Source organism: Suttonella sp. R2A3 (assembly GCF_021513215.1).
Taxonomy (GTDB): Bacteria; Pseudomonadota; Gammaproteobacteria; order Cardiobacteriales; family Cardiobacteriaceae; genus JAHUUI01.
This window is the reverse complement of sequence record NZ_CP090975.1, coordinates 136,146-149,772: the sequence shown is the minus strand read 5'-3', so window position 1 is coordinate 149,772 and position 13,627 is coordinate 136,146. Positions and strand designations below refer to the sequence as shown.

The window sequence follows — 13,627 nt, the reverse complement described above, 5'->3', positions numbered from 1 at the left end:
TCCCCTTTAGCGAACGGTTGGCATCGCCAAATCGGTTTCGATGCCATATTGTTCGATCGCTTTTTTGACCACTTCTGCTTCAATCGTGCCTTCTTCAGCTAACGTACTTAAGGCAGCAACCACCACGTGATGGCGATCAACCTCAAAGAACGAACGCAAAGCTTTACGGGTATCAGAACGGCCGTAGCCATCAGTTCCAAGCACCGTCATCGCTTTACCTTTAGGCAGATAAGCCCGTACTTGCTCGGCAAAAGCACGCATATAATCGGTTGCTGCAACCACAGGACCCTCGCGGTCTTTAAGTAAGCTGGTGAAGTAGGCATCTTTCGCTTCTTCTACAGGGTGCAGACGGTTATACCGTTCCACTTCCATCCCTTCACGAGCGAGCAAAGTAAACGATGGTGCGCTCCAGATATCTGAACCAACGCCCCAATCTTGCGCCAATAATTTAGCGCCTTCAATCACTTCCATCAAAATAGAGCCTGAACCCATCAGCTGGACATGGCCTTTTTTACCTTTATGTTCGCTGAAGTGGTACATCCCTTTGAGAATACCTTCTTCGCTGCCTTGTGGTAATTCTGGCATCGCATAATTTTCATTGAGCAGCGTGATATAGTAATACACATCTTCCTGATCTTGATACATACGGCGCATACCATCGCGCACAATGACCGCCACTTCATAAGCAAAGGTTGGATCATAAGGCACACAGTTTGGAATCGTGGCCGCATACATATGGCTATGACCATCTTCATGTTGCAAGCCTTCACCGTTCAGTGTGGTACGCCCTGCTGTACCACCGAGTAAGAACCCGCGTGCACGCTGATCACCTGCTGCCCAGGCTAAATCACCAAAGCGCTGGAAACCAAACATCGAATAATAAATAAAGAATGGGATCATCGGCACGCCATGTACTGAATACGAGGTTGCCGCGGCGATCCAATCGCTCATGCCGCCCGCTTCGTTAATCCCTTCTTGAAGAATCTGTCCGTTTTTAGACTCTTTATAGAACATCAATTGCTCAGCATCGGCCGGCGTATATTGCTGGCCATGCGGGTTCCAGATTCCGTATTGACGGAACATCCCTTCCATACCAAAGGTGCGTGATTCATCAGGTACAATCGGCACAATATGCTTACCAAGCGTTTTGTCCTTAAGCAAAGTGGCTAAAATACGCACGAAGGCCATGGTTGTTGAGATTTCGCGGCCTTCTTTGGTCGCCACCGTCACTGCGCTAAATTCTTGTAAATCTGGAATCGGCAAACTGGCCGATTTCGTGCGACGAGACGGAATGAACCCTTCTAGAGCCTTACGCTGTCCCATCAGATACTCATAGGCTTTAGAGTCCTTATCGAGCTTTAAATACTCAACATTTTCTACTTGCTCATCGCTCAATGGCAATTGGAAACGGTCACGGAAGCGTTTGAGCTGTGCCAAATCCATTTTTTTCGCCTGGTGAGCGATATTTTGCGCCTCAGCCGTACCGCCCATCCCGTAGCCTTTGATGGTTTTGGCTAAAATCAGCGTTGGCTTATCACTTTCCATCGCTTCTTTATACGCTGCGAAGATCTTCGCCGGATCATGGCCACCACGATTGAGTTCCCAGATATCCTGATCCGACATATCGGCAACCATCGCACGCAGTTCTGGGGTATTAAAGAAGAACTCACGCACATAGGCGCCGTCTTTAGACTTAAATGTTTGATAATCGCCGTCTAAGCATTCCATCATCCGTTTACGCAGCAAGCCTTCTGTGTCGCGAGCTAACAGCGCATCCCAGCGATGACCCCAAATCACTTTGATCACATTCCAGCCAGCGCCGCGGAATTCAGATTCTAATTCCTGGATGATTTTGCCGTTACCACGCACTGGACCATCTAAACGCTGTAAGTTACAGTTGATCACGAACACCAGGTTATTAAGGTCCTCACGTCCGGCTAAGCCAATCGCACCACGCGATTCCAGCTCGTCCATCTCCCCATCACCACAAAATGCCCACACTTTACGGTCGGTTTTCTCGATCAAACCTCGGCTTTGTAGATAACGCATAAAGCGCGCTTGATAAATCGCCATCAACGGCCCCAAGCCCATCGATACGGTTGGGAACTGCCAGAAATCCGGCATCAACCATGGATGTGGGTACGAAGACAAGCCTTTACCGCTCGCCTCCTGACGATAATTATCGAGCTGTTCTTCGCTTAAGCGCCCTTCAAGAAACGCGCGTGCATAAAAACCAGGTGCCGAATGGCCTTGGAAGAAGATCAAGTCGCCGCCATTCTCACCATCCTGGCCGCGCCAGAAGTGATTCTGTCCGACTTCATAAAGGGTTGCCGAAGACGCAAAACTGGCAATATGGCCACCAACGTTGGTGTTCTTGCCGGCCTTAACTACCATAGCAATCGCATTCCAACGAATATAAGAGCGGATTTTATGCTCTAAACCGGTATCTCCAGGATACGGCGATTGATGCGATAGAGGAATGGTATTAACATAAGGTGTGGTCGCGCTATAAGGCAAATCCATACCCGCAAAACTGGCGCGTTCAACCAGCGTTTCGAGCAAATAATGCGCCCGTTCGTTGCCATCCGCCTCTAGCACGCCCTCTAATGCGGCCAGCCACTCTTTAGTTTCTTGTGGATCAATATCATTGTACTCATTTTGTGCCATGACAGTTATCTCTCCTAATTAATCATCGGTATCGCCGCAAGCGGCTTTTTTCAGTCGCAGATTGTATCATGAATAGCGTATTCAGACGTTGCCAAGCTGTAGCAAAAAACGCTTGATTTGCGTGACGACGCTTACCTTAAACGCACAACGCAAAAGTTTATTATTTTCAAACTGATCGTTTATTCATACAATCATTATGGGCATAAAAAAAGGCCCCTGCGATACAGGGACTTTATGCAAAGATAAAATACTAAGGTAGGCGATAGCGCAAAATATGCGCCTCATTTTCTGAAAGCGCCACTTGTTTTGCTTTAAAGTCGAGGTAAGAATCGGCAATTTTCTTCGCCATATCACTTTGTGCCGCGTATTCAGTTAAGTATTCTTCGGTGATACTCTTGAACTTAGCCACGACATCATCCGGGAAGAATTTGAGCTCAACACCTTCGTTTTCTACCAAGTTCTTCAATGAAGACGCGTTATTTAGACGGAATTGGCTAAGCATTTTCTGGTTTAAGGCATCAGAAACAATCTCAACCTGTGCTTGAATGTCTTCAGGTAACTTATTCCACGCTTCTTCATTAAATAATAAGTCAATCGAAGAGCCTGGCTCCTGCCAGCCACCATAGTAATATTTAGCCGCTTTATACAAGCCAAACGCCTGATCGTTCCATGGCCCGACCCAATCTGCGGCATCAACCACACCGCTTTGCATTGAGGTAAAGATCTCACCACCTGGCATAGAGACAACGGTTGCGCCCGCGCGTTTAAAGACTTCGCCACCAATCCCCGGCATACGAATCTTCAACCCTTGTAAATCTTCTAATGAATTAATCTCTTTATTAAACCAGCCGCCCATTTGATAGTCTGAGTTACCACCAAGCAGTGGTTTAACCCCAAACGGTTTATAAAGTTCTGTCAGTAAATCCTGACCATCACCTTCGCTAAACCACGCATTGTATTCAACCGGGGTTAGGCCAAACGGAACCGAGGTAAATAGCTCTGCCTCAGGAATCTTACCTTTCCAGTAATACGCCGCACCGTGCCCCATTTCCGCTGTACCGTCGCTTACCGCGTTAAACACCTCAAACGCCGGCACCAATTCGCCTGCGCCATAAATGGTGATATTCAAGCGACCATTGGTGACCCGCTTAATTTGTTCGACAAACCAATCCATTTCTGTGGCCAAGCCAGGAAATTTCTTTGGCCAGGACATCACCAACTTCCAATTAAATACTTCCTCTTCCGCACGTACTGCAGAAGAAGCACCCAATGCCAACGCACCAGCCCCACCGGCTTTAATTAAATGACGTCTTTTCATGATTGCTCCTTTTTTAGTCGAACTAATTAATACTGCCATATTATTATCGTCACGTCACGTTATTTTCTAATAGCCAACGCTTTTGCTAAATATGTTATGCTCAACCCGTTACATTTTACTCTGATGTCATTCATGCGCATTTATCTCTCTAGTTTTGCTTTAGTTTTGCTGAGTTTTGTCCACGCCCAAGACCTCGCGCCGACGGCTGATGAACCTTTAGAGCCAATCTCCGCTGCAGAAGAAGCGGCTGGTGATATTGCCTATGGCGCAGCCAATAATTTAATCACCCTCACCTCACTTGAGGGGTCAGAAAACAATAATAGTGATATCCCTTTTCAATCGTTACGCACCTTTGTTGATGTTTTTGACAACATCAAAAAACACTATGTCAAAGACGTCAGCAACGAACAGCTGGTTGAATACGCTATCTATGGCATGTTATCGCGCCTCGACCCACACTCGCAGTATCTTAATAAAGATCAGTACCACAACTTTGAGCACCAAACTGATGGCAACTATGCCGGTATTGGGATTGTGATCGATGTAAAAGATGGCGTGATAGAAGTGGTTGCGGCGATTAAAAACAGTCCTGCTGCTGAAGCGGGGATCACTAACGGTGATGTGATTACCACCATTGGCGGCCAGTCAGTCTTTGAACTCGGTCTGCAAGAGGCGATGAATCGCTTAGAAGGTGGCGTTGGCACGCAAATCACCCTCGGCGTGCTGCGTGATAAAAAGAATCTCTCATTTACCCTCACCCGGCGTCTGATTCATACCAATAGTATTGCCAGTCAATGGTTAGAAAAAGGCATGCTCTATCTCAGTATCTCTCAATTCCAAGAAGATACCACCGAGAGTTTACAGAGCGCCTTAGAAGAGCGCCGTGCTGAACAAGCCATTGATGGCCTATTAATCGATTTACGCGACAACCCTGGCGGTTATTTATTCAGTGCAGTCGATAGCGCGGATCTGTTTTTAGAAAAAGGTGTGATCCTAACCGTGCGTGATCGCAACGATATGGAACAGCAACGCTATGAGGCGAAAGCTGGTGATGTGTTAGACGGTCAACCGATCATCATCCTGATCAACCGTGGCACCGCATCGAGTGCAGAAATTCTCGCAGCGGCCTTACAGGAAAATCAACGCGCAATGGTCGTTGGTGAGGCATCTTATGGTAAAGGGAGCGTACAGACGCTGTTTCCGCTCTATCACGGTGGCGCGATTAAGCTCACCACAGGCCATTATTTCACCCCGGATAACAAACTATTACAAGACCGTGGTATCGCTCCTGATGTTTCACTAAGCCCGTTAAGAAATACCACCGATAACCCATCGCCTGACAAATCGAGTGAGCGCGACAGCGTACTCACTCAAGCGAAGAATTTATTGAAAATTCTGCTGATTAACGCCCAGAACCAAACTGAAACCACTAAGCGCGCACCTTAACCAAGGGGTTTTAAGAAGTCGCTGACGGTCAATGGTGGGTTCGTATATGATCGGCGAGTGCATTAGCCCAAAGTCGATAAGCCGCCGCATTAGGATGAAAGCCATCTTCAGCCATATAATGCTGCGCGTCAGACGAAGAACCGGTTAAATCGGGCAGCGGCACAAAATAACAATCCGCATAATCCGCAAGCAATGCACGACTCGCTTTATTCAATCGAGTCGCTTCACGGCCCAAATACCAACGCAAAGGCTGGGGAAGCGCGGGAAAATGCGCCATCGGCGGGATTTCTGAGAGAATAATCAGCTTCGCTCGACAGCGCTGCTTAATTAAGGCAACGATTTTTTTCAGTCGATCTTGCCACAGCGAGACATCAATCATCGCTGTGACATCGTTAACCCCAATTACGACAACCACCACATCAATCTCCGCCGGTTCGAGTTTGTGTAATCGCTTAAGTAAACTGCGGCTATCACTACCGGTACGCGCGATCACCTGCCAATTGACTTGATAGTGCTCTGCGAGTAACGAGCCAAGTTGCCCAGACAAGGCTTCTTCCTGTCTACTGACACCAACCCCAACTGCTGATGAGTCACCAACAATTAACACCGACAGCGGCTCACCACTGCCGCTTTGCCCCTCTCGCGCACCAGAAGCTTCAGCGAGCTGCGGTGTGACGCGGCGTACGTATTTCCCTTGCAGGTATAAGATGGGTGCGAGCAAAAGAAACCATGGTGTGATCTTCATCGGCGTACGACCTTCCTTGTAAAACCGGTGACAACGCTAATCTAGCAACTGTACCGATTGTATCTCTTTTGCCTCCAAGGCAAGCATCAACAATCGATCGACACCAAGCGCCACCCCAGCACAATCGGGCAACCCTTGGTCAAGCGCGTGTAATAACGCCTCATCAATCGGCATCTCCGCTAAACCTTTAGCTTTGCGCTCGGCGTTATCCGCGATAAAGCGTGCGCGCTGCTCGTCCGCATCGCTTAACTCCCAATAGCCATTACACAGCTCCAAACTTTCAGCGTAGAGCTCAAAACGCGCCGCGACTACTTGTCCATCTTTGCGGGTAATGATTCTTGCTAATGCCGCTTGGCTCGGTGGATAATCGACCACAAATTGCCAGCAATCCTTGCCTAACTGTGGCTCGATCAGGTGCGTAAAAAGCAAGTCCAGGTAGCCATCACGCTCGAGTTGCCACTGCGTGCACCCAGCAACCACTCGCTCAGCCGCGGCTGTTAAATCCGCATCACCCACAATCAATGGGTCAAACCCCACGTGCTCGCGAAACAGCACATCATAAGCGCTAATCACTAACGGCAAAGCCTTACGCTGTGGCACGAGTTCACGCACTAAAGCGTCCACTTCCTTGATTAAATCCTCATGCGTCATCTGTTCACGATACCATTCAAGCATCATGAATTCGGGTAAATGGCGTCTACCTTGCTCTTCACCACGAAACACATGCGCGAGTTGGTAAATGTCCCCACTGCCTGCTGCAAGCAGGCGCTTCATGGCAAACTCAGGTGAGGTGTTCAAAAAACAGTCATTGCTCACCTGAAAACTGTGCAAATGCACATCCGTGCTTGCCGCATGTGATAAATGTGGGGTATCGACTTCAAGCACCTGACGTTCGGCAAAAAAACGGCGGATAGCAGCAAAAAACGCCGCACGCTTGGCCACATGCTCGCGAAAATCAGTCCTCACGACTACCAGGCAATACTAACGTAATCAGAATACTTAAATAGCAAAAAAAGGCGTAAGGTAAATAGCTCAGCACGCTAATCTCAAGCTGGTTGGCAATAAATACGCCACATACACTCCAAGGCACCAAGGGGTTAATCACCGTTCCGGCATCTTCTAGCGTACGCGAGAGCTGCTTGCGCGCCAACCCCAGGCGATCGTAAATCGGTTTAAACGTTTCGCCCGATAATAAAATACTCAAGTATTGCTCACCGATTAACACATTCACGCCCACGCTGGTCATCGCCACCGCTGCAGTGGCGCGTAAACGCCCAGTCAACCAGGCAGCAATAGCGGCGAGCAAACGCGGCACAACGCCAAGTGCAAACAATAACCCCCCATACTCACCGCAAGTATCACGATAGTCAGGGTGAAAAACATATTCTGCAGGCCGCCACGACTAAACATCCGCACAATATCAGGTGCCCAAGCCGTATCTGGTTGGAAACCAGCAAAGAAAATCGTGCCGTACTGTTGCCAGTCGCTGTAGGTGAAAAACTGGGCAATAATAATCGCCAGCACCGAGGTATAAATCATCGCCATCACCGCTGGCACACGCAGCAGCGCTAATACCACCAACAGGACAAATGGTAGAAAAGAAACTGGATGAATAAGGCCTGTGTCTAATAGTGCAGCGCGAAATTCATTAATCCTCGCCGCATCGCCAATCTGGTTATCGCCTGTCAGTGATAATACGCCATACAAGATACAACAGATCACAAACGCAGGTACGGCGGTATAGAGCATATTTCGGATATGACTGAACAAATCAATACCCACCGTTGCCGCGGCGATCGTTGTCGTATCAGATAGCGGCGACATTTTATCGCCCAAAAAAGCACCAGAGACTACGGCACCCGCTGTGATCGCGGCATTCGCCCCAAAAGCTTCACCAATGCCCATAAAAGCCACACCTAATGTTGCGGCTGTGGTCAAACTGCTGCCTAACGCGACCCCAATAATGCCAGTAATCACAAACACCGACACATAAAATACTTTGGCGTGCATCAACTCTGTACCATAGTAAATCAAGCTGGGAATCGCCCCACTGATCAATAAAGCACTAACCAGAATACCAATAAAGAAGAAGAGGTACAGTGCGCCAACGCTCGCTAGCAAAGACGATGCCATCGCTTTTTGCATCGCTGCATAATCAACCGCGCGCACTCGCCCATATACCAATAAGCAGATCATCACCACCACAATCCCAATATGTGGTGCCCAGCCAGTGCCAATAATGAGCAAGGAAAGTGTGGTTACGGTAAAGAGTGCGACAAGCGCTGCCTCAGTAAGTGAGGGTTGATGAAGTCGAGTGGTGGATTCGCGCATTTTTATTTCCCAATGCAAAATGATGAAAAAATAACGCCGAGCAAATCATCAGCGCTAACCGTACCGGTAATTTCGCCAAGGGCGTCATGAGCGAGACGCAAATCTTCAGCAATCAACTCCGCTAAGCGCGCACCACGCGTTTGTGCGTAGGCGTGTTGGTAGTATTCCTGGGTTCGCTGTAAGGCGCGTACGTGACGCTCACGGGCTATAAACAGCGTTTCTTCACGCTGATTTTTCCCCACTAATTGTGCGACACGTCGGGTAAAATCATTGAGCCCATCACCGGTTTTGGCTGCTAGATACAGACGCTCAGTATGTTCGCTTTGCTGCGCGCCATCTAATAAGTCCATTTTGTTATACACATCGAGCACCGGAATATGCGCCGGTTTATCGGCAAGCGCTTGTTCACGCGCGGCTTCATCGAGCGCTGTCGCGTCGCTAATCCACACCACAATATCGGCTTGGGCCATCGCTTGATGCGAACGACGAATGCCTTCTTGCTCAATCGCATCATCGCTCTCACGCAACCCTGCCGTATCGAGAATATTGACTGGAATCCCTTCAATCACCACCGTTTCACGAACAATATCGCGCGTGGTTCCGGCATGTTCGGTGACAATCGCACGTTCTTCACCAACCAAAGCGTTGAGCAAACTCGATTTACCCGCATTCGGCTTACCAAGCAATACCATATTAACGCCTTCATTGAGTAAACAACCTTGACTGGTTTGACCAATGAGTTCCTCAAGCTGCGCACCCCAGGTTTTTAGACGCCCTTCGATATCGCCTTCAGTCAAAAAATCGATTTCTTCTTCTGGAAAATCGAGCGCCGCTTCAATATAAACACGCAGCGCGAGTAATTCTTCAGCGAGTGCTTCAACCTTTTGCGAAAAAACGCCTTGCAGGGATTGGGAGGCCGCACGCGCTGCCGCTTGTGAACGCGCGCTGACCAAATCAGCAATGGCTTCGGCTTGTGCTAAATCGATTTTATCGTTTAAGAACGCACGTTTAGAAAACTCACCAGCCTCAGCCAAACGCGCCCCAGCGTTAATACATTCTTGCAACAGGCTTTGGGTGACCGCAACCCCACCATGACCTTGCAGCTCAACCACATCTTCACCAGTAAACGAATGGGGTGCGCGAAAATACAGCACTAAGCCCTGATCAATCACTGCGCCATCAGCAGCTTGAAAATTGCTGAATACTGCGTAGCGAGGTTCTGGAGTTTTTCCTGTGATCGCTTTGGCAATGGCTAAAGCTTCTGTACCACTTAAGCGTAAAACAGCGACGCCGCCCTGTCCAGGCGGCGTAGCGAGTGCAACGATAGTATCTTCGTTGGTCATGCTTTCTTCTTGACCGGTTCACCGTAGCGCTTGTTCATAATGTACTGCTGCACAATCGAGAACGCATTACTCACGGTCCAGTACAATACCAAACCTGACGGGAACCACATGAACATAAAACCAAACACCAACGGCAACATCATCATGATTTTTGCCTGTAATGGATCCGGTGGCGTTGGGTTGAGTTTTTGCTGTAAAAACATCAACGAGGCGTTCAATACCGGCAGAATAAACAGCGGATCTTTCGCCGAGAGATCTTGAATCCACATCATCCATGGCGCTTGACGCAATTCAACCGACTCAACCAACACCCAATAAAAGGCGATAAAGAACGGAATCTGTAACAGCATTGGTAAACAGCCGCTTGCAGGATTCACCTTCTCATCACGATAGAGCTTCATCATCGCCTGGCTCATCGCTTGACGGTCATCACCATAGCGTTCTTTGAGGCGGGTCATGTGTGGCTGCAGGCGACGCATTTTCGCCATAGATTTATACGCCCATGCTGACGGCATAAAGAACATCAGCTTAATCAACAGCGTCATGACGATAATCGCCCAACCCCAGTTGCCAATGATGCCATGAATAAAGTTCAGCACATAGAACATCGGCTGCGCGATCATAAACAAGAAGCCATAATCGACTGTTTTATCGAGTGCCGGCGCGACTTCTTGTAAACGGCTTTGGATTTTCGGACCAATATAGAGACGGCTCTCCATCAGCGTTTCTTCACCTGGCGCAACACTGTGATTTTGCCCAGAAATACCAATGATATGGTTGTTATTGTAATAACGGGTGTAGAAATTACTGTTATTACCTTCCGGTGGAATCAGCGCACCTAGGAAGTAATGCTGGATCATCGCAACCCAGCCATCTTTGCTGCTAACTTCGGTATTGCTTTTACGAATATCATCGAGATCGATTTTGCGGTAACGATCATCAGAAGTCGACATCACCCCGCCGGTAAAGGTATAGACCTGGCCAATGCCACCACGTGGTGGGGCAGTACCAAAATCAAGCTGCTGATATGGATAGCCCTGCCAAGCGCTGTCACTGCCATTCTCAACCTTTTGCTCTAAGCCAACTTCGTATTTTCCACGCTGGAAGATAAAGGTTTTGGTGACTGTAATGCCTTGCTCATTGACCCACTGGAACGGCACACGCAGCTCGTCTTGACCATCGCTTAAAGTGTATGTTTTTTGCTGGGCGCTAAAGAGTGCATTATGAGTTGGGGCAGCACCTGAATCACTCGATGCCAGACCACTTTGCATAATAAAACGCGCTGGGTTTTCGGTACGCATCAACGCCAGTGGTTGATCGCTGTTTTTACTCGCGGGATATTCGAGCAACTCTGCACGGGTAATGGTGGCGCCTTGTAAGTTAAACGTCACATTAAGCACATCGGTTTGCACCGTGACCACTTCGTTAGAACTTACTTGCTGCTGTGGGACTTCGCCGGCATTATTAGCGGCATTAACACCACCTGAAGCTGCGCCAGGAATCGGTGCATCTTCACCACTTGCAGAAGCCGCTGCTGGTGCTGCGCTTTGCTGCGTGGTGGTTAGTGTGGCAGTTGGTTCAGGTTGATTGGCTAATTGCCATTTATTCCACAAAATAAACGCGATGCCAAAAGCCACCACATACAAAATCAATCTCAGATTATTCTTCATTCTTCCCCACAGTTTTTTTAGGTACCGGATCATATCCGCCACGATGCCAAGGGCCGCATTTTACAATCCGTTTTATCGTTAGCCAACCACCTTTTAACGCACCATGCGTTTCGATGGCTTCTTCGCCATAGCGTGAACACGTTGGCTCAAAACGACACTGCTGCCCCATGATGGGGCTTAACACCAAGCGATATAGTCGGATTAAGCGAATCAGGACCCATTTCATCGCGGCATTATATAGCGCTAATGGCCCTTGGACAAACCGACATAATGACGATTGCCAATTCCTTCAGCATTACAGCTTGATTTTGCGCCAATGGCGCTCTAATGAGGCTATTAATCGCGCATTATCCGCATCTTTCGCAGCGCTTTTAGCCAACAACACCACATCTAAAGAGCGGTCATTTTTAAAATGATGGGTGCGAAAACTCTCGCGCACAAGGCGCTTAAGACGATTCCGCTCATGGGCACGTGCAATACGGCGTTTAGCAATCGCCAAACCCAGCCGTGACATACCTTGCTCGCGACAACGCCCCAAAACAGTGAAGTAGCGATCGCTACTACGCTCTTCTGGGGCGTTAAATACAGCAGTGTAATCACTTTGCGTGAGCAGTCGCCGGTCTTTACCGAAAGACTGGTTCATCACGCGCTAAAAATTACACGGTTAAGCTATGACGGCCTTTAGCACGACGACGGTTTAGTACCTGACGGCCATTTTTGGTTGCCATACGCGCACGAAAACCGTGGGTACGCTTACGCTTGATATTACTTGGTTGATATGTTCTTTTTGTAGACATGATTCTCTCCGCTTGGGGGACGCAAAACGCGCAATCATACGGACACTACGCGCCATTGTCAACCATTCTTTAACTGAAATCATCAGACTCACTGACGAAATATGTCGAGCAAATATTGATAGACCTTTTTCTTCTTAACGCTACAGTATTTCGCCACTAACGCCGCATTGTCTTTATCGGATAATCCTGCATGGTGAAAATCATCGGCCATCGCCTGCCACTGAGCCTCTTCAACCTGTTCACCTGAACAGCCGGCAAGCAGCAACACAAACTCACCGCGACTGCGATTACTGTCTTCAGCAAGCCACGCTTCGGCTTCAGCCAAAGGCAGGCGCACGATTTGTTCAAACTGTTTGGTCAACTCTCTGGCAATCACTAATTCGCGCTGCCCGTTAAGTTGCTTAGCCAATTCAGCCAACGTTGCCGCGATACGGTGTGGCGTTTCAAACATCACTGTAGTGAGTGATGAAGCCGCAAAATCAGCGATAAAACGCTCGCGTTCGCCTTTCTTACTCGGCACAAAGCCAGCAAAGACAAACTGATCAGCCGGCAGTCCACTCACTGATAAAGCTGCCATCACACTACTTGCGCCAGGAATTGGCGAAACGCGAACCCCTTCTGCGAGTGCTGCCTGGGTGAGCCATTGCCCGGGATCACTAATCAGCGGTGTTCCAGCATCGCTGATTAATGCAACATCGCCGCCCTCTTTTAAGCGGTTAAGTAAGCCTGAAGCGGCGCTATGTTCATTATGCTGGTGTAGCGCCAATAACGGTTGGTCGATCCCATAACTCTCTAAAAGCCGTCGTGAATGCCGGGTATCTTCACAGGCAATCACATCCACTTGATGTAAAATATCGAGTGCACGCGCCGAGAAGTCTTGTAAATGACCGATGGGTGTGGCAACAATATACAACGTTCCAGACACGGACACTCCTTATGCTTTTTTCTAAAATTGCCGAGCACTTACAACGTGGTCAACACGGCGAACGACTCGCCGCAGGTTATTTACGTAAACACGGCCTGGCTATACTAGCAAACAATGTGCGCAGTCGATACGGTGAGATCGATTTGATTGCCCAAGACGGTGATACGGTGGTGTTTATTGAAGTCCGCACACGCAAGGCTGGCAATCAGGTCAGCGCTGCAGCATCCATCACGCCAACCAAGCAGCGTAAATGGCATAACAGCGCCGCAGATTATCTACAAAAACAGTTTGGCAATAACCCGCCACCGTGTCGCTTTGATGCGGTGTGTATCGAGATAGACGGCCGCAAAGCTGATATTCAATGGCTTAAAGGCGTGATGTAATC

Annotated in this window: 12 protein-coding genes and 1 pseudogene; 2 read left to right on the top strand and 11 right to left on the bottom strand. The window is 48.6% G+C overall.

Annotated features, from left to right (window positions below):
* Positions 1 to 6: 6 nt before the first annotated feature.
* Together aceE and L0B52_RS00735 are read right to left on the bottom strand one after the other, a co-directional pair.
* Positions 7 to 2,667 carry a pyruvate dehydrogenase (acetyl-transferring), homodimeric type gene (aceE, locus tag L0B52_RS00740; RefSeq protein WP_235064629.1) on the bottom strand — a complete coding sequence of 887 codons (2,661 nt, stop codon included), beginning with the start codon at positions 2,665 to 2,667 and terminating at the stop codon, positions 7 to 9.
* Between the two features lie 250 nt (positions 2,668 to 2,917).
* On the bottom strand, positions 2,918 to 3,985 hold the full coding sequence (locus L0B52_RS00735; protein WP_235064628.1) for a TRAP transporter substrate-binding protein: 1,068 nt from the start codon (positions 3,983 to 3,985) through the stop codon (positions 2,918 to 2,920).
* 132 nt (positions 3,986 to 4,117) lie between these two features.
* Between L0B52_RS00735 and L0B52_RS00730 the strand changes: the two genes are divergently transcribed.
* Positions 4,118 to 5,431: a S41 family peptidase gene (locus L0B52_RS00730; protein ID WP_235064627.1), complete on the top strand. Its 1,314-nt coding sequence runs from the start codon at positions 4,118 to 4,120 to the stop codon at positions 5,429 to 5,431.
* A gap of 28 nt (positions 5,432 to 5,459) precedes the next feature.
* Here the strand turns inward: L0B52_RS00730 and L0B52_RS00725 are convergent, their stop codons facing one another.
* The 9 genes and pseudogenes from L0B52_RS00725 to rsmI form a co-directional block, all read right to left on the bottom strand.
* On the bottom strand, positions 5,460 to 6,176 hold the full coding sequence (locus L0B52_RS00725; protein ID WP_235064626.1) for an SGNH/GDSL hydrolase family protein: 717 nt from the start codon (positions 6,174 to 6,176) through the stop codon (positions 5,460 to 5,462).
* Between the two features lie 36 nt (positions 6,177 to 6,212).
* Positions 6,213 to 7,142 (bottom strand): EF-P lysine aminoacylase EpmA, encoded by a 930-nt coding sequence (epmA, locus tag L0B52_RS00720; protein ID WP_235064625.1) that lies wholly within the window; start codon positions 7,140 to 7,142, stop codon positions 6,213 to 6,215.
* Positions 7,132 to 8,507, bottom strand: a pseudogene (locus tag L0B52_RS09670) (Na+/H+ antiporter NhaC family protein). The gene epmA and the pseudogene L0B52_RS09670 overlap by 11 nt, the downstream one beginning before the upstream one ends.
* 2 nt (positions 8,508 to 8,509) lie before the next feature.
* Complete coding sequence (gene mnmE / locus L0B52_RS00710; protein ID WP_235064624.1) at positions 8,510 to 9,850, bottom strand: tRNA uridine-5-carboxymethylaminomethyl(34) synthesis GTPase MnmE; 1,341 nt, start codon at positions 9,848 to 9,850, stop codon at positions 8,510 to 8,512.
* Positions 9,847 to 11,520, bottom strand: coding sequence for a membrane protein insertase YidC (yidC, locus tag L0B52_RS00705; RefSeq protein ID WP_235064623.1), 1,674 nt, complete (start codon positions 11,518 to 11,520; stop codon positions 9,847 to 9,849). Before yidC ends, mnmE begins: the two co-directional genes overlap by 4 nt.
* Positions 11,510 to 11,746, bottom strand: a complete 237-nt coding sequence (yidD, locus tag L0B52_RS00700) for a membrane protein insertion efficiency factor YidD (protein ID WP_235064622.1) — start codon at positions 11,744 to 11,746, stop codon at positions 11,510 to 11,512. Before yidD ends, yidC begins: the two co-directional genes overlap by 11 nt.
* 69 nt (positions 11,747 to 11,815) lie before the next feature.
* Positions 11,816 to 12,163, bottom strand: coding sequence for a ribonuclease P protein component (gene rnpA, locus L0B52_RS00695; RefSeq protein WP_235064621.1), 348 nt, complete (start codon positions 12,161 to 12,163; stop codon positions 11,816 to 11,818).
* Positions 12,164 to 12,176: 13 nt separating this feature from the next.
* A complete protein-coding gene (gene rpmH, locus L0B52_RS00690) occupies positions 12,177 to 12,317 on the bottom strand; it encodes a 50S ribosomal protein L34 (RefSeq protein ID WP_235064620.1) in 141 nt (46 codons plus the stop codon).
* Between the two features lie 88 nt (positions 12,318 to 12,405).
* The gene (gene rsmI, locus L0B52_RS00685; protein WP_235064619.1) at positions 12,406 to 13,242 is read right to left on the bottom strand and encodes a 16S rRNA (cytidine(1402)-2'-O)-methyltransferase; all 837 of its coding nucleotides are present in this window, start codon (positions 13,240 to 13,242) and stop codon (positions 12,406 to 12,408) included.
* Between the two features lie 11 nt (positions 13,243 to 13,253).
* On the opposite strand from rsmI, the gene L0B52_RS00680 reads away from it, so the two are divergent.
* A complete protein-coding gene (locus L0B52_RS00680; RefSeq protein ID WP_235064618.1) occupies positions 13,254 to 13,625 on the top strand; it encodes a YraN family protein in 372 nt (123 codons plus the stop codon).
* Positions 13,626 to 13,627: the final 2 nt, after the last annotated feature.

Coding starts and splice junctions, on each gene's coding strand:
- L0B52_RS00735 (WP_235064628.1), bottom strand. CDS start 3,985: ATGAAAAGACGTCATTTAATTAAAGCCGGTGGGGCTGGTGCGTTGGCA.
- rpmH (WP_235064620.1), bottom strand. CDS start 12,317: ATGTCTACAAAAAGAACATATCAACCAAGTAATATCAAGCGTAAGCGT.
- L0B52_RS00730 (WP_235064627.1), top strand. CDS start 4,118: ATGCGCATTTATCTCTCTAGTTTTGCTTTAGTTTTGCTGAGTTTTGTC.
- rnpA (WP_235064621.1), bottom strand. CDS start 12,163: ATGAACCAGTCTTTCGGTAAAGACCGGCGACTGCTCACGCAAAGTGAT.
- yidD (WP_235064622.1), bottom strand. CDS start 11,746: ATGAAATGGGTCCTGATTCGCTTAATCCGACTATATCGCTTGGTGTTA.
- L0B52_RS00680 (WP_235064618.1), top strand. CDS start 13,254: ATGCTTTTTTCTAAAATTGCCGAGCACTTACAACGTGGTCAACACGGC.
- aceE (WP_235064629.1), bottom strand. CDS start 2,667: ATGGCACAAAATGAGTACAATGATATTGATCCACAAGAAACTAAAGAG.
- mnmE (WP_235064624.1), bottom strand. CDS start 9,850: ATGACCAACGAAGATACTATCGTTGCACTCGCTACGCCGCCTGGACAG.
- yidC (WP_235064623.1), bottom strand. CDS start 11,520: ATGAAGAATAATCTGAGATTGATTTTGTATGTGGTGGCTTTTGGCATC.
- L0B52_RS00725 (WP_235064626.1), bottom strand. CDS start 6,176: ATGAAGATCACACCATGGTTTCTTTTGCTCGCACCCATCTTATACCTG.